We start from the raw sequence: 16,749 nt of genomic DNA on the forward strand, positions 1-16,749 counted from the left end.
TCCTAACGCAAGCAGCATCCATAAAACTATATCGGAGACAAGCATGACAACCATGACGCCCCAACTGGCAGGGGTCCGCACGCCCTCGTCCGCCCCTATCCGCCTGGCCATCCTGACGCTGCTCGCCAGCATCGGCACGGCACACGCCCAATCGGCTGCCGATCCGGCGTCGCCTGCCGCCGCCACCCCGGCAGCAGTCGTCGACAATGGCCGCATCGCCGAAGTGGTCGTGACCGCCACCAAGCGCTCGACCTCGCTACAGCGCACCCCGATCGCGGTCACCGCGCTGACCGCCGCCACGCTGGCCGACAACCATGTCCAGACCCTGCTCGACGTCGTCGCGCTGGTCCCGGGTTTCCAGGCCACGGCCCAGGGTGACCACGGCGTGACCACGATGACGCTGCGCGGCATCGGCAACGACAGCGCCAAGACCGAGTACGCCGATCCTGAAGTCGCCTCGTTCGTCGACAACGTGTATTCGCCGCGCGCCGAAGGCGCCACCGCCCTGCTGTTCGACGTCGAAGGCATCGAAGTGCTGCGCGGCCCGCAAGGCACGCTGTGGGGCCGCAACTCCACCGTCGGCGCCGTCAATATCCAGACCGTCAAGCCAGAGCTGAACAGCCGCTCGGGCTATGTTGAAGGCGGTATCGGCGACTACAACCGCATCGGCACGCGCGGCGCGGTCAATGTGCCTCTGTCCGAAACGGCAGCACTGCGCTTTGCCGTCGTGCACGAGCGTCATGATGGTTACGTCGATTACCAGCAATTCCCCAACCCGTCGGTCGCGCAACAGCGCGCTGCCTACCTGGCCGCCGGCGGTGCTGCTGCTGGCTTCCGCCCGATCAATCCAAACAACTATGTCTCTGGCGGCGACAAGTACAGCGCCCAGGACCAGACTGCAGCGCGCATGTCGCTGCTGTGGCACCTGGCGCCGAACCTGCGCTGGAACATCGCCTACGAAAAATTCATCGACCGCGGCACCCCAAGTGCCAACCTGATGCAGACGCCGCGTGCGGGCCAGGACCACTGGTCGACGCTGTCCGACTCGTCGCCATGGGTCAACCGTGACAGCGACAACGTGCGCAGCCGCCTTAGCTGGGACATCAGCCCCGACCTCGCGCTGCAATACGTGGCTGGCTGGTCCAAGTACAGCGGCGACATGCGCTTCGACCAGGACGGCGGCACGATCGTCCCAACCTCGATCATCTCGGGCGGCAAGTTCCAGGAACACACCACGACCGACTCCAACTACCGCAGCTACAGCCACGAAGTGCTGCTGCAGTCGGTCGGCACGCGTGCCATCGACTGGCAGGTCGGCGCCTACTACGGCAAGGAAAAGAACAATATCCGCTTCGACATCGGCGGCATGAACGGCACCGAAGACGGCACCGTGGCATGGCAGGGTTCGTTCATCCAGCCGGACCAGACCGTGGAAAACTCGGCCGTCTTCGGCCAGGCCACCTGGAACATCACCGACGCCTGGCACCTGACCGGCGGCGTGCGCTATACCCACGACAAGCGCGTCCACATTGGCGGCCGCGGCTACACCTGGGCGTACGACGCCAGCGCGCCACAACTGCCGCTCAATCCGCAGATCGATCCACGCGATCCGGTCAACGGCTACCAGTCCGGCGTCCCGAACGATGGCCGCTACAGCGACAACAAGGCCACCGGCCTGGTGCGCGTGAACTACGACATCGACCGCAGCAACATGGTGTATGCGAGCGTGTCGACCGGCTACAAGGCGGGCGGCGTGCAGGATCGCGGCTTGCCATACCAGCCAGAGACGCTGACCAACTTCGAGATCGGTTCGAAGAGCACCTTCATGGATGGCGCACTGCGTATCAACAACGCACTGTTCTACATGGACTTCAAGGACTTCCAGTTCAATTCGCCGGTCAGCTTCTCCGACGGCAGCCGTGGCCTGGCCATCGAGAACGCCGATGGCGCCAAGGTCATGGGTCTGGAAACCGAGATCGCCGCCCGTATCGCGAAAGACGGCCGCCTGTCGATCGCACTGGCCGTGCTCGACACCAAGCTCGGTCACCTGGTCGCCGGCTCGAACGACTATGCGCTGCCACCGTGCACGGTCGACACCCGCATCGAGACCTGCCTGGACGTGAGCGGCCACAAGCTGCCGCACGCACCGAAGTTCTCGACCACGGTGCAGTACCAGCACACGTTCCGCCTGGCCGATGGTGCTACCCTGGTGCCGCGCATCACGGCGCGCTACGAGGATGAAGTCAGCCTGAGCGTGTTCGACCTGGGTCCGGAAGACCGCCAGAAAGCCTACGCCAGCGCCGACCTCGGCCTGCGCTACGCGAAGGACAAATGGTGGGTCGACGCCTTCGTGCGCAACGTCGGCGACAAGAAGATCAAGACCAGCGCCTTCAACGGCTTCGGCCCGTGGCTGGCGCAGTACAAGCCACCACGTACGGTTGGCGTGAATACCGGCTTTGATTTCTAAAAGCTGAAGCATGGCAAGCGCGCCCGGTGGGCGCGCTGCTTTTTTTGTTTGACCTGAATCTGCCCCAGCAGTGATCCGAGAGTTCCATGACCAACAGCCCCGACTTCGACTTCCGCAACAACTTTCCTTCCGACTTCACCTGGGGCGTGGCCACCAGTTCCTTCCAGATCGAGGGCGCTGCCGCCGTCGATGGCAAGGGGCCGTCGATCTGGGACACCTTCTGCCTGGACCAGAACAATATCAAGGATGGCAGTGACGGCATCATCGCCTGCGACCACTACCACCGCTACCAGGAAGACGTCGGCATCATGGCCTCGATCGGCGTGGACGCCTACCGCTTCTCGTTCGCCTGGGCGCGCGTGCAGCCGGATGGCAAGGGCGCCTGGAACGAAGCGGGCTTTGCTTTCTATGACCGCCTGCTGACCGAACTGGAAAGCAAGGGTATCCGCGCCCACGCGACCCTGTACCACTGGGACCTGCCGCAAGGCCTGCAGGACGATGGTGGCTGGCTCAATCGCGAGACCGCCTACCGCTTCGCCGATTACGCACGCGAAATCGCGCGCCGCTTCGGCAACCGGATCGAGGCCATCGCCACCCACAACGAACCGTGGTGTACGGCCAACCTGGGCTACGGCAATGCGCAGTTCGCGCCTGGCGTGGCCGACCTGAAGCAATCGATCCAGGTCTCGCACCACCTGCTGCTGTCGCACGGCCTGGCCATGAGCGCGATGCGCGAAGTCGGCAGCAGCGCGCAACTGGGCATCGTATTGAACCAGTGGACCGCCGATGCGGCCACCGATTCGCAGGCCGACCGCGACATGGCTGAATTCGAGTATGCACGCTCGGTGCAGTGGTTCATGGACCCGATCTTCAAGGGCCGCTACCCGGAACTGGCGCTGCGCGGCCATGGCGAGAACGCCCCCGTCGTTGCTGATGGCGACCTGGCGATCATCCACCAGAAGATCGACTTCCTCGGCTCGAACTATTACTTCCGCTCGTGGTGCAGCGCCAGCACGCCGCCCGTACCGGCGCCGGCGCGCCACGGCGTGACCGACATGGGCTGGGAAATCTTCCCCGAAGGCCTGTCCGAACTGCTGCTGAAACTGAAGGCCGAGTATCCCGACCTGCCGCCGGTATACATTACCGAAAACGGCATGGCCAATCCGGACGTGCTGGAAAACGGCCGCGTCCACGATACGGCGCGCATCGCCTACGTGCGCAGCCACCTGGCCGCGCTCAAGGATGCGATGGATGCAGGCGTCGACGTGCGCGGCTACTTTTTGTGGAGCCTGCTCGACAACTTCGAGTGGAATTCGGGCTACGCCAAGCGCTTCGGCATCGTGCACGTGGATTATGCGAACCAAGAACGCACGCTGAAGGACAGCGCGCTGTGGTACCGCGAATTCATCGCCAGCCGCATCAAGGCTTGATCAACGGGATCGATCATGCGCCCTGCCAAAACCGTATCACCGCTGCTGTGGGTCCCGACCGGCTACTTCACGATGGCGCTCGGCTACGTGATGCTCACCAGCGTCACCGCCATCATGTTCAAGAATCTGGGCATGGACAACGGCCGCGCGGCCCAGTATTCGAGCCTCCTGATCCTGGCCTATACGGTCAAACCGCTGTTCGCGCCGTTCGTCGAGATGTACCGCACCAAGAAGTTCTTTGTGTTGTGCTCACAGCTCGCCATCGGCGCCGGCTTTGCCGGCGTGGCGCTGCTGATGGAACTGCCCGGCTACATGACGTTTTTGATGGCGATCTTCTTTGCGCTGTCGTTCATCGGCGCGACGCAGGACATCGCCAGCGACGGCGTGTATGTCACGTCGCTCGACGCGCGCGCGCAGTCGCTGTACTGCGGCATCCAGAGCCTGTCGTGGAATATCGGGCCGATCGTCGCCGCCGGCGGCATGGTCTATCTAAGCGGCTACCTGCACACCCACGTGTTCGGCCATGATCCGGGCGTGTTCGGCCCGGACTGGATCGACGCCTGGCGCATCATCTTCCTGCTCGTCGGTGGCCTGACGCTGCTGATGGCGCTGTGGCACTGGCGCTTCATGCCCGACGGCGCGCGCGCCGCCGATACGCCATCGAGCGCGAAGGACGCCGGCCGCATCCTGGTCGATGCCTTCGTCACGCTGTTCCAGAAGCGCGGCGTGTGGCGCATGATCGCGTTCGCATTCCTGTTTCGCTTCAGCGTCGGCCTGCTGGAAAAGATCGGCCCATTCTTCATGGTCGACCCGGCCTCGAAAGGCGGCCTCGGTTTGTCCAACGAGATGCTGGGCCTGATCTACGGCACCTATGGCCTGGCCGCGGTGCTGGTCGGCTCGCTGCTGGGCGGTCTGTATGTCGCCAAGCGCGGTCTGAAGTCGACGCTGTTCGTGCTGTGCTGCGCGATCAACATCCCGAATGTCGCCTTCCTGGTCATGAGCATCTACACGCCATCGAGCCTGGTGCTGATCACGCTGGGCGTGGCCATCGAAAAGTTCTTCTTCGGCTTCGGCGCGGTCGGCTTCATGATCTACCTGATGCAGCAGCTCGCACCGGGCAAGTACACGACCACCCACTACGCGTTCGGCACGGGCCTGATGGGCCTGTGCGGGATGGTCACGGGCGTCATCAGCGGCCACCTGCAGGAGATGATGGGCTACGTCGCCTACTTCGGCCTGGTGATGGTCGCGACCATCCCGTCGTTCATCGCCACCTGGTACGCGCCGTTCTATCACGATGACGGCAGCACGCCGGCGGCGGGCGTCGGCACGGATGGCAAGACGGTGCCGGCATGAAGCGCACGGTGCTCGCCACGGCGCTGCTGATGCTTGCTGCCGGTGCTGGCTCTGCGGAGATCAAGGTCAATGCGGTGGGCTTCCTGCCGCAATCGCACAAGCTGGCCGTCATCCCGCAAACCGCTGGTGCAAACCGGTTCGAGGTCGTCGACGCTGACGGCAAGGTCGTGCTGGATGGCGCGCTGGGCGCGGCGAGCCGCTGGGCGCCGTCGGGCGAGACCGTGCGCGTGGCCGACTTCAGCGCGCTGACGCAGGCCGGCGCCTACCGTGTCCGCGTGGACAGCCTGCTGTCCGATCCGTTCACGGTCGCCCAGGATGGCTACCGCGCACTGGGCGCCGCGGCCCTGAAGGCGTTCTACTTCAACCGCAGCGCGCTCGCCCTGACGCCGGAATATGCCGGCGCATGGGCGCGGCCCGCCGGCCATCCGGACGACAAGGTGCTCGTGCACGCGTCGGCGGCATCGACCGCCCGCCCGCAAGGCACGGTCATCGCCAGTCCCAAGGGCTGGTACGACGCCGGCGACTACAACAAATACGTGGTCAACTCGGGCATCTCGACCTACACGCTGCTGGCCGCGCTCGAGCACTTCCCGGAAGTCTTCAAGCGCGACATCGGCATTCCCGAATCCGGCAACGGCGTGCCCGACATCCTCGACGAGGCGCTGTGGAACCTCGACTGGCTGCTGACGATGCAGGACCCGGCCGATGGCGGCGTGTACCACAAGCTCACCAACCTGCGCTTCGACGCGATCGTGATGCCGCACGCGGCGTCCACCACCCCGCGCTACGTGGTGGCCAAGAGCACGGCGGCGGCGCTCGATTTCGCCGCCACGATGGCCACCGCCAGCCGCGTGCTGGCGCCCTACGACGCAAAGTGGCCCGGCCTGTCGCAGCGCATGCTGGCGGCGGCGCAGGCCGCGTGGCGCTGGGCCGAAGCGCACCCGAACGTCGTCTTCAAGAACCCGAAGGATGTCGTCACCGGCGAATACGGCGACGCGCAGCTGGCCGACGAATTCGCCTGGGCGGCGGCCGAACTGTTCATCGCGACCGGGCAGGATCGGTATGCGCAAGCATTCATGCGCCGTGATGCTGCATTGAGCACGCCGGCCTGGGGCGATGTGGCCGCGCTGGGCTGGATGTCGCTGGCGCACCACCGCGCCCGCCTGAAACCCGGCATCGACCGCGCCCTGATCGAACGTCGCATCGACGCGCTGGCCAGCCAGCTCGCGAAACATGCCAATGGCGGCTATCGGGTGCCGCTGGCATCAAAAGACATCGTCTGGGGCAGCAATGCGGTGATCCTGAACCAGGGCATGATGCTGCTGCAGGCCTATCGCATCAACGGCACGCCGGCCTATCTGCAGGCGGCGCAGTCGAGCCTTGACTACGTACTGGGCCGCAATGCCACCGGCTATACGTTCGTGACTGGCTTCGGCGCTCGTCAGGTGATGCATCCACACCACCGGCCATCGATGGCCGATGGCGTGGCCGCACCGGTGCCGGGCTGGCTGGCCGGCGGCCCGAATCCGGGCCAGCAGGACGCCAAGGATTGCCCGCCGTATCCGAGCAAGCTGCCGGCGCTGTCCTATCTCGACCACGCATGCAGCTACGCCGCCAACGAGGTCGCCATCAACTGGAACGCGCCGCTGGTGTACGTGACCGCGGCGCTGTCCGCACTCACGCCCCATGCCATGACCGACACTGCCACCGTCTCGCTTGCCGCGCTGCTGCGCGAAGAACAGCAACTGCAATTCGACCGCTTCGACGATGCCACCGCGCGCGCCGTCGGTGCGCAGCTCGTTGCACGCGCGGAGCGCGAACGCAAGACGGTGACGATCCAGGTCACGCGTGGCGACACTGTACTGTTCAAACAGGCGATGCCGGGCGCGTCGCCCGATCACGCGGACTGGATCCGCCGCAAGAACAACCTGGTCGGGCGCACCGGCCACAGCTCGTTCTATACCCACAACGAAGTGCGCCAGGGCGGGGGCGACCATGATGCGCTGCCGGGCCTGGACATGCGCGACTATGCGGCCCACGGCGGGGCCTTCCCCGTGATCGTGCGCGGCCAGGGCGTGGTCGGCACGGTGACTGTGTCCGGGCTGCCGGGACCGGACGACCATGCGCTGGTGGTCGCGGCGCTGAAGGACTACCTGGAGCCCGCCGCGCCCTGACGGGCGGCCATCCCCGCCAGCAGTGACGTGAGCTGGCGCATGTCGGCCGGCTTCACTAGATAATGATCGAACCCCGCCTGGGCCGCCGCCTGGCGGTCGGCATCGCTGCCGTAACCCGTCAGCGCGATCAGCAACGGGGCGGCATCGCCCATGTCTTCCTTGATGCGGCGCGCCAGCTCCCGCCCATCCATCTCGGGCAGGCCGACGTCGAGGATGCAGGCGTCCGGCCGTGCTGCCAGAATCCAGTGCAGGGCCGCGCGCGACGCATGCTCGACCTGCACCCGGTGGCCATCGGCTTCGAGCAGCAGCGCCAGCGACGTCGCGGCATCGGCATTGTCGTCCACCACCAGGACATGGCGGGCCGCACTGCGCTGCGCATGTTCAGCAGCTGGTGCTGGGGCGGGCGGCGCGGCCTGGTCGCTGCTGCGCGGCAGGATGACCGTGAACGTGCTGCCCCGGCCTGGCCCGGCGCTGTCGGCGCGCACCTGGCCGCCATGCAGCTCGACCAGGTTCTTCACCAGCGCCAGACCGACGCCAAGACCGCCCTGGGCCCGGTCGGGCGTGCGCTGGGCCTGGGTAAACAGGCCAAACACGTCGGGCAGCAGCGCAGGCGGGATGCCCATGCCGTTGTCCTGCACCGTCAGCACGGCGACGGCGCCCGTCACGCGCAGCGACACCAACAGGCTGCCATGTTCGGGCGTGTATTTCGCCGCATTGTTGATCAGGTTTGCCAGCACCTGGATCAGGCGCTTGGCGTCGCCGTCGACCGGCACGGGCATCGTAGGCAGCTCGGTGCGCAAACTGTGGCGTTTCAGCTCGATCAGCGGCTGCACCTGTTCCAGCGCCGCCGTCACCAGCTGGCGCAGGTCGAGCGGCGCGCGATCGAGTTCGATCATGCCGCGCGTGACGCGCGAGACGTCCAGCAGATCGTCCACCAGATGAACCATGTGCTCGACCTGGCGCGTGATGATTTCGCTGGTGCGCCGCACCTGCCCCGGATCGGTCGCATACACGCTCTTGAGCAGGCGGGCGGCGGTGCTGATCGGCGCCAGCGGATTGCGCAGCTCGTGCGCCAGCATCGCCAAAAATTCATTCTTGCGCTCGTCCGCCAGGTGCAGCGCCTGCAGCGCCTCGTTGCGTTCGCGCTCGGTCAGGCTGCGCGTGACTTCCTGGCGGTACAACTGCCAGGCAAAGCGCCACACCACCGCGATCAGGATCACCAGCTGGCCCCAGACGAACAGCCAGATCATCGTGGTCAGGTCGATGTCGCGATTGGCCGAGCGCACTGCGCCGGTGGCGATCATGCCCAGCACGACCGGCGCCAGCACCAGCGGCAGCACCAGCTGGCGCAGCGTGCGGCCGCCGGTGCTGGCGCCGGTCAGCGCGACGACCATGCCCTGGTCCGGGCGCAGCGATAGAATGGCGCCGCTGACAAGCACAAAGGCCAGCGCAGTGCGCAGCGAGGTGCCGCGCCCGGGCAGCAGCTGGTACAAAAAGGTGTCTTCGGCAGCGAAGCCCGCCAGTGTCAGCAGCGAAAACAGCGCGACGCCGGCAGCGAGCGCCTGCGCCAGGCCAACGGTGCGGCGCCCGCCGATCAGGTTCAGGCTGATGCCCAGTACAACGAACAGCCCCACCGTGAGCGGTGCCGGCAGGCTCCACGCGTTCCCCGCAGCGCCCAGGCCGAGCGACAGCGGCGCCGGCGCCCAACCGGCAAGGCGCATCGTCACGCCAGCCAGGCCAAGCGCCAGGACCAGCAGCGCCGGCACGTGGCTCGCCCGCGCGGCAGCCGGCGCCTCTCGCAGCATCAGCAGCAGGCTGACAGCGGCGCACGCGAAGCCGAGCGCACTGTAAGGGTACATCTGCGGCTGGCCGGGCGCCGCGCCGATCAGGAATGGCGCGTGCCATGCCCAGCCTGCGAGCGTCGCAGCCGCAAGCAGCAGGCAGACAATGGCAGCGCCAGCCGGAATGGCGCGGGAAACGGGAAACGTCATCATGAATCGCATGGGTTGTTCGAAGCGCCCCCGCAGATAGTCACCGGGACGAGCCCGACATCGTACCAGCCCCCGCATCGAGCACGGACAACCACCTGCAAGCCGGCTTTACGCCGCTTTACATTTGCTCCCCTGTTGCATGCCAGGTGCGCGGCCGTTAAAAAGAGACGACTCGCCACAGGACAGACATCATGGTTTCCAGCATCAGCAGCAGCACCCCAACCCAGGCAACCCAGGCACCGGCCGCGCGGAACAATCCGGACCCGACAGTTGCCACCACCGCCGTGGTCACCACGACCGACGATCAGGACAACGCTCCCGCGCCGACCCAGAGCGCCGAATCGGCCGCCAGCGCGCGCCTGGGCGACCAGTTGAACGCCCAGGCCGATGCATCGCGCGTGCAGCGCGCCGTCGATGACGCCAGTACTGAAGCCAGTACCGACAGCGCCACGGCCACGGACAGCGAAGCAGCCACCGCAACTGCAGCTGCAGCGGCTGCCGCCCCGGCCAGCGGCGCACCCGCCGCCGCCTCATCGGCCACATCGGCCACCACCAACGACTACGTCGCCGAGGCCGACACCGATTCGGACAAGACCGTCAGCGACGACGAACAGGCTGCCTACGACACCAAGCTGCGCCAGCAGGCCGAAGCGGCTGCCGCGACGAAGGCAGCGGCGGCAAAAGAAGTCGCGCCACAGGACGCGCTGACCGCCGAAGTGCGCGCCACGTATGGCGTCGATGAAGCTGCAGAACCGGTGCTCAACATCACGGCTTGATGCCCGAATTTGTTGCGCTGCACCCGAAGTTACAAGCAGTAAAATCGAAATAAACGACGAAACGCGTTGTAGTCAGGTCGTCAACTACGGTAGAGTGTCGCATTCCGAGAAGTATTTTACGAGGCGGCGCATGCCAGAACTTAGCCCAACTACGCCCCCCGGATCGTTGATTGCCAACCATCTGCACGCCTGCTTTGCCAGGCTGCCGGATGCCATCTGGCGCCCAACCAACCAACAATCACCCTCGCTGGTGACCACGCCGGTACGCAACGTACCCGTGGCGCCGGCGACGCACGCCCATGGCGCGGCGCATGCAGTACGCACGCGCGCGCCGGAGAACACCATGAACCAGCACCAACTTGCCCTGCGCCTGTGCGCACGCCGTTACATGTCGCACTGCCCCGAAGGATGATGTCGATGACCTCACTGCCACTGATCCTCCTCGTCCTTCTCCCCTTCGCGGGCGCCATCATTTCCGCCTGCCTGCCCAACACCTCGCGCAACAGGCCCGCCGCCGCTGCCGGTGTGTTCACCCTGGCAGCGCTCATCATCGCCATCTCCAAATTCGACGAACTCGGCGCCGGCCAGGTGGTACTGGAGCGTTATGAGTGGCTGCCGCTGTTCGGCCTGGACTTCATCGTGCGCATGGACGGCCTGGCCTGGCTGTTCTCGATCATGGTGCTCGGCATTGGCCTCCTGGTGATCCTGTACGCGCGCTACTACATGTCCAAGCAAGATCCGGTGGCGCGCTTCTATGCCTACATGCTGGCATTCATGGGTTCGATGATGGGCGTGGTCCTGTCCGGCAACCTGATCCAGCTGGTGGTGTTCTGGGAACTCACCAGCCTCACGTCCTTCCTGTTGATCGGCTACTGGCAGGACAGCAACGACGCCCGCCGCGGCGCGCGCATGGCGTTCACCGTCACCACCGCCGGCGGCCTGTGCCTGCTAACCGGCGTGCTGATCCTCGGCCACATCGTCGGCAGCTACGAGCTCGATGCGGTGCTCGCCGCCGGCGACCAGATCCGCGCCCATTCGCTGTACCTGCCGGCCCTGATCCTGGTGGCGCTGGGCGCGCTGACCAAGAGCGCGCAGTTCCCGTTCCACTTCTGGCTGCCGCACGCGATGGCTGCGCCGACGCCCGTATCGGCCTATCTGCACTCGGCCACGATGGTCAAGGCCGGCGTGTTCCTGCTGATTCGCCTGTGGCCGGCGCTGGGCGGTACGCCCGAATGGACCTGGCTGATCGGCGGGGCCGGCGTCATCACGCTGCTGCTGGGATCCCTGTTCGCGATCTTCCAGAACGACATGAAGGGGTTGCTGGCCTACTCAACCATCAGCCACCTGGGCCTGATCACGGTGTTGCTGGGCATCGGCACGCCGCTGTCAGTGGTGGCGGCCATCTTCCACGTGATGAACCACGCGATCTTCAAGGCCTCGCTGTTCATGGCTGTGGGCATCATCGACCACGAGACGGGCACCCGCGACATGCGCGTGCTGCGCGGCCTGCGCCGCGCGATGCCCGTCACCGCCGCGCTGGCGATCGTCGCGTCGGCCTCGATGGCCGGCGTACCGCTGATGAACGGCTTCCTGTCGAAAGAGATGTTCTTTGCCGAGACCGCACACGTGGGCGGCAGCGAAGACTGGACGATGTCGTATGCGGCAGTCGCGATGGGCATCTTCAGCGTGGCCTATTCGCTGCGCTTCATCAGCGTGTTCTTCGGCCAGCTGGCCAAGGACCTGCCGAAAGAGCCGCACGAGCCGGTGCGCTGGATGCGCTTCCCGGTCGAATGCCTGGTGGTGCTGTGCATCGCCGTGGGCGTGATGCCCGAGCGCGTGGTGGGCGACATCCTGGCCGTTGCCTCGAGCTCCGTGCTGGGCGCGGCCATGCCGGCCTACGACCTGGCGATCTGGCACGGCTTCAACCTGGCGCTCGGGATGAGCGGCGCGGCCCTGGTGCTGGGCGCCCTGCTGTACTGGGTGCTGCTGCGCCGCCACGACCTGCGCGAACGCACGCGGGTACCGGTGCTGCACCGCCTGAAAGGCGCGCAAGCCTACGAGAGCACAATGCTGGCGCTGTCGCTGGGCGCGACCTGGATCATCCGCCTGACCGGCACCCGGCGCCTGCAGCCGCAGCTCCTGGTGCTGATGTCGTTCATGATCGTCGTGCCGCTGCTGCTGGTCGATCCGTGGTTCAGCCTGCCGCCCGTGAACCTGCTGAATATCGAACCGCTGTTCGCCGTGCTGTGGCTGATCGGCGCCGCCTGCGCTGCCGGCGCGGCCTACAAGGCCAAGTACCACCGCCTGGCGGCACTGAGCATGGTTGGCGGCACCGGCATCGTCACCGCGATCACCTTCGTGTGGCTGTCGGCGCCCGACCTTGCACTGACCCAGCTGATGGTCGAAACCGTAACCACGGTGCTGATCCTGCTCGGCCTGCGCTGGCTGCCGCCGCGCCTCGTGCCGAAGGTCCTCAAATTGACCAAGGCGCCGCCAAGCACCTGGTTCCGGCGCTCGCGCGACAGCCTGATCGCCGTCGGCGGCGGCCTGGGCATCGCCGCGGCCAGCTACGCGGTGCTGATGCGCACCCCGCCGCCGTCGATCGGCGAATTCTTCGTGCTGCGCGCCCTGACCGAAGGCGGTGGCTCGAACGTCGTCAACGTGCTGCTGGTCGACTTCCGCGGTTTCGATACGCTGGGCGAAGTGACCGTGCTGTCGGCCGTGGCGCTGACCGTGTACGCACTGCTGCGCCGCTTCCGCCCGGCCACCGAATCGATCGCGATTCCCGTCCAGCAGGCCAGCGACGTCGATCCGACCAAGGATCAGGCGCCGGCTGCGCAGGCACGCCACGGCTACCTGATGATCCCGGCCGTCTACCTGCGCCTGCTGCTGCCGGTGATGGGCGTGATGGCCGCCTACTTCTTCATGCGCGGCCACAATCTGCCCGGCGGCGGCTTCGTCGCCGGCCTGATTTTTGCCACCGCGCTGATCGTGCAGTACATGGTCGCCGGCACCGACTGGGTCGAATCGCACCTGCGCCTGCGCCCGCACCGCTGGATTTCGTGGGGCCTGTTCTGCGCCTGCTTCACCGGCATCGGCGCCTGGTTCCTTGGCTACCCGTTCCTGACCAGCCACACGGCCCACCTCGACCTGCCGCTGCTGGGTGAACTGCACGCGCCGAGCGCATTCATGTTCGACGTGGGCGTGTTCCTGGTCGTCGTGGGTTCGACCATGCTCACGCTCGTCGCGCTGGCCCACCAGTCGCTGCGCAGCCACCGCCTGGCCGCCGACGCCACGCGCGTCACCATTCCACCTGCCAAGGAGATCCTCTGATGGAGCTTGTTCTTTCGCTTGCCATCGGCATCGTGTTCGCCTCCGGCATCTGGCTTGTCCTGCGTCCGCGCAGCTTCCAGGTGCTGTGCGGCCTGATGCTGATGTCGTACGCCGTCAACCTGTTCATCTTCGCGATGGGCCGCCTGTGGGTCGATGCGCCGCCGCTTACCCCGGCCGGCACGCTGCCCAATCCGGCCATCCTGGCCGACCCGCTGCCACAGGCTTTGGTGTTGACCGCGATCGTGATCGGCTTTGCCACCACCGCCCTGTACCTGGTGGTGATGATCGGTTCGCGCGGTCTGACCGGCACCGACCACGTTGACGGCCAGGAGCCCGATTTATGAGTCTGCACTGGACACAGCACCTGATCCTGGTGCCGGTAATACTGCCGCTGCTGGTCGGCGCCGCACTGGCCCCGCTCACGCAGGGCTGGCACCGCCTGAAGTTCTGGCTCAGCTACGCGTCGATCCTGGGCCTCGTGGCCAACGCGCTGGCGCTGGTCCACCTGACCGACGGCGGCGCCTGGCAAGATGGCATGGGCATCTACCTGGCCGGCAACTGGAGTGCGCCGTTCGGCATCGCGCTGCTGGCCGATCGCCTGAGCAGCATCATGCTGCTGCTGACCGCCCTGCTGGGCCTGGCCTCGCTGCACTTCACCAAACAGCGCTGGGGCCGGATCGGCGTGCACTTCCACACGCTGTTCCAGTTCCTGCTGATGGGCATCAACGGCGCGTTCCTGACGCACGACCTGTTCAACCTGTTCGTGTTCTTCGAAGTGATGCTGGCCGCCTCGTATGGCCTGGTGCTGCACGGGTATAACGCCGAGCGCATCCGCGCCAGCATGCAGTACATCGCGATCAACCTGGCCGCCGCCCTGCTGTTCCTGCTCGGCCTGGCGCTGATCTACGCGACCACGGGCACGCTGAACATGGCCGATGTGGCGGGCCGCGTGCCGCTGCTGGCGGGCGACGACCTGGCGCTGTTCAAGATCGGCGCGACGATGATGGCGCTGACCTTCCTGACCAAGAGCGCGATGTGGCCGCTGGGCTTCTGGCTACCGACCACCTACGCTGCCGCATCGCCGCCGGTCGCGGCCATGCTGGTGCTGATGACCAAGGTCGGCGCGTATGTCGTGCTGCGCCTGTGGCTGCTGATCTTCTCGGACGACGCCGGCGCCGCCGCCGGATTCGGCCAGGATGCGCTGCTGTATGGCGGCATGGCCACCATCGTGTTCGGCGCCGCCGGCATGCTCTCGACCGACACGGCCGGACGCATGGCGGGTTACGCGGCGATCATCTCGTCCGGCACGCTGCTGGCGGTGATCGGTTACGGCCAGCCGAATCTGGTCACGGCCGGCATCTACTACCTGATCGGCTCGACGCTCGCAGTGGCTGCGTTCCTGCTGTTGATCGAGCTGATCGACCGCATCCGCACGCCGCGCTCGGCCATGCTGGCGCTGACCATGGAAGCCTACGCGGTCGAAGACGCACCGGCCGAACCGGTCGGGCGCGGTGTGCCGGCCGTGATGGCATTCCTGTCGCTGGCCTTTGCCGCGTGCGCGCTGATGATCGCCGGGCTCCCACCGCTGCCGGGCTTCATCGCCAAGTTCGGCATGTTCCATGCGGTGCTCCATCCGCAGGTCGTGGCCACGGCCGCAAACGGCGTCATGACGGGGCCGACGACGATCCCGACCGCCGGCTGGGTGCTGATCGCGCTGATCGTGCTGTCGGGCCTGATCGCCGTGATCTCGATGATGCGCTTCGGTGTGCGCACCTTCTGGGCCAGCGGCGTGCTGGTGCCGCCCAAGCTGCACCGCACCGAAGTGATGCCGATTATCTTCCTGCTGGGACTGGCGATCGGGATGACGATCCAGGCCAACGCGCTGTTTGGCTACCTGGCACGCGCCAGCGACGCGATCCATCGCCCGGCAACCTATATCGGCCGCGTGCTGTCCGAACCGACCCTGCCCGGGCCGGCCTCATCGCCCGCGCCTACCCTCAACCTGACACCGGAGGCGCCATGAAGCGCTGGCTCCCCCACCCCGTCGTCTCGCTGCTGCTGTGCGGCCTGTGGCTGCTGCTGAACCAGACGTTCTACCCGGGCCATGTCCTGCTCGGCGCCCTGCTCGGCATCGCCGCGCCGATCCTGACGCGGCATCTCAACCCGCTCGGCTACCCGCGCATGCGCGCACCCGTCGTGGCGCTGCGCCTGCTCGGCTTCGCCTCGGTCGAGGTCGTGCGCTCGTGCTTCAACGTCAGCCGCGTGATCCTGTTTGCCGATTACGCCAACCTGAAGTCGGAATTCATCCGCGTGCCGCTGACGATGCGCGACGAGTACGGCCTGGCCGCGCTGTCGTGCCTGATCAACATGACGCCGGGCACGGTATGGACCGAGATCCAGCCCGACACCCATGAGCTGGTCCTGCACGTGTTCGACCTGCACGATGCGGCCTGGTGGATCGACACCATCCAGACCCGCTACGAGCAACCCCTGATTGAAATCTTCGAGAAGAAAGGCCCCCATGGCGACCCTGCTTGAACTGTCGATCGGCTACGCCCTCGTGTGCGCCATGGCGGCAATGCTGCTGTGCGCCATACGCCTGCTGATCGGGCCCTCGGCCCACGACCGCGTGCTGGCGCTCGATACCCTGTGGATGTGCGGCATGCTGCTCGCGCTGGTGCTCGGTATCCGCTTCGGCACGCAAATCTATTTTGAGGTGGCGATGCTCATCGTGCTGGTCGGCTTCGTTTCGACCATCGCAATCGCCAAGTTCCTGATGCGCGGGGAGATCATCGAATGAATGGCATCGAACACTTGCCCGACTGGGCCGCCCTCGTCGTCTCGCTGCTGTTGATCGTGGGCGCGAGCATCGTGCTGATCGGCGCGCTGGGCCTGCTGCGCCTGCGCACCTTCTACCAGCGCATCCACGGCCCGGCCATCACGGTCACGATCGGCGCCGGCAGCCTGCTGCTGGCCTCCATGCTGTACTTCACGGTCGCGCAATCCCGTCCCGTCGTGCATGAAGTGATCATCACGCTGTTCATCCTGCTCACGGCGCCCGTGGTGTCGATGATGATCATGCGCGCCGCCGTCTACCGCGATCTGCGGGCCCGCCGGCCCGATGCCGGCGCCACCGCCGGCGACGTCTACTCGATCGTCGACGAAGAATAAGTCACGGGCCGGGGCCGATACGCGCCCCGGCCTGCCTCTCCCGTAGAGTAA

Annotated in this window: 13 protein-coding genes; 12 read left to right on the top strand and 1 reads right to left on the bottom strand. The window is 66.3% G+C overall.

The window, feature by feature from the left end:
- The first annotated feature begins 43 nt into the window (after window positions 1-43).
- From AC56LW_RS12030 to AC56LW_RS12045, 4 genes are all read left to right on the top strand, one after another.
- Entirely contained in the window at window positions 44-2,467 is a 2,424-nt protein-coding gene (locus AC56LW_RS12030) for a TonB-dependent receptor (protein ID WP_332531333.1), read from the top strand.
- 86 nt (window positions 2,468-2,553) lie between these two features.
- Window positions 2,554-3,897: a GH1 family beta-glucosidase gene (locus tag AC56LW_RS12035; protein ID WP_499634550.1), complete on the top strand. Its 1,344-nt coding sequence runs from the start codon at window positions 2,554-2,556 to the stop codon at window positions 3,895-3,897.
- 15 nt (window positions 3,898-3,912) lie between these two features.
- Window positions 3,913-5,253: an MFS transporter gene (locus tag AC56LW_RS12040; RefSeq protein ID WP_499634552.1), complete on the top strand. Its 1,341-nt coding sequence runs from the start codon at window positions 3,913-3,915 to the stop codon at window positions 5,251-5,253.
- Window positions 5,250-7,427, top strand: coding sequence for a heme-degrading domain-containing protein (locus AC56LW_RS12045; RefSeq protein ID WP_499634553.1), 2,178 nt, complete (start codon window positions 5,250-5,252; stop codon window positions 7,425-7,427). The genes AC56LW_RS12040 and AC56LW_RS12045 overlap by 4 nt, the downstream gene beginning before the upstream one ends.
- On the opposite strand, the gene AC56LW_RS12050 is transcribed toward AC56LW_RS12045, so the two are convergent.
- Window positions 7,403-9,430: a hybrid sensor histidine kinase/response regulator gene (locus AC56LW_RS12050; RefSeq protein WP_499634556.1), complete on the bottom strand. Its 2,028-nt coding sequence runs from the start codon at window positions 9,428-9,430 to the stop codon at window positions 7,403-7,405. The two genes, AC56LW_RS12045 and AC56LW_RS12050, sit on opposite strands and share 25 nt — an antisense overlap.
- 179 nt (window positions 9,431-9,609) lie before the next feature.
- On the opposite strand from AC56LW_RS12050, the gene AC56LW_RS12055 reads away from it, so the two are divergent.
- From AC56LW_RS12055 to mnhG, 8 genes are all read left to right on the top strand, one after another.
- Window positions 9,610-10,194, top strand: a complete 585-nt coding sequence (locus AC56LW_RS12055) for a hypothetical protein (protein WP_499634559.1) — start codon at window positions 9,610-9,612, stop codon at window positions 10,192-10,194.
- Between the two features lie 130 nt (window positions 10,195-10,324).
- The gene (locus tag AC56LW_RS12060; RefSeq protein WP_499634561.1) at window positions 10,325-10,606 is read left to right on the top strand and encodes a hypothetical protein; all 282 of its coding nucleotides are present in this window, start codon (window positions 10,325-10,327) and stop codon (window positions 10,604-10,606) included.
- A gap of 5 nt (window positions 10,607-10,611) precedes the next feature.
- Entirely contained in the window at window positions 10,612-13,527 is a 2,916-nt protein-coding gene (locus tag AC56LW_RS12065) for a monovalent cation/H+ antiporter subunit A (RefSeq protein ID WP_332531326.1), read from the top strand.
- The gene (locus AC56LW_RS12070) at window positions 13,527-13,871 is read left to right on the top strand and encodes a Na+/H+ antiporter subunit C (protein WP_332531325.1); all 345 of its coding nucleotides are present in this window, start codon (window positions 13,527-13,529) and stop codon (window positions 13,869-13,871) included. The genes AC56LW_RS12065 and AC56LW_RS12070 overlap by 1 nt, the downstream gene beginning before the upstream one ends.
- Window positions 13,868-15,550, top strand: a complete 1,683-nt coding sequence (locus AC56LW_RS12075; protein WP_332531324.1) for a monovalent cation/H+ antiporter subunit D — start codon at window positions 13,868-13,870, stop codon at window positions 15,548-15,550. The genes AC56LW_RS12070 and AC56LW_RS12075 overlap by 4 nt, the downstream gene beginning before the upstream one ends.
- A complete protein-coding gene (locus AC56LW_RS12080) occupies window positions 15,547-16,065 on the top strand; it encodes a Na+/H+ antiporter subunit E (protein WP_332531323.1) in 519 nt (172 codons plus the stop codon). The genes AC56LW_RS12075 and AC56LW_RS12080 overlap by 4 nt, the downstream gene beginning before the upstream one ends.
- Window positions 16,049-16,327 (top strand): K+/H+ antiporter subunit F, encoded by a 279-nt coding sequence (locus AC56LW_RS12085; protein ID WP_183555197.1) that lies wholly within the window; start codon window positions 16,049-16,051, stop codon window positions 16,325-16,327. Before AC56LW_RS12080 ends, AC56LW_RS12085 begins: the two co-directional genes overlap by 17 nt.
- Window positions 16,324-16,698, top strand: coding sequence for a monovalent cation/H(+) antiporter subunit G (mnhG, locus tag AC56LW_RS12090; protein ID WP_183555196.1), 375 nt, complete (start codon window positions 16,324-16,326; stop codon window positions 16,696-16,698). Before AC56LW_RS12085 ends, mnhG begins: the two co-directional genes overlap by 4 nt.
- Window positions 16,699-16,749: the final 51 nt, after the last annotated feature.

The sequence above is a fragment of the Telluria sp. LT2P80 genome (genome assembly GCF_059685955.1).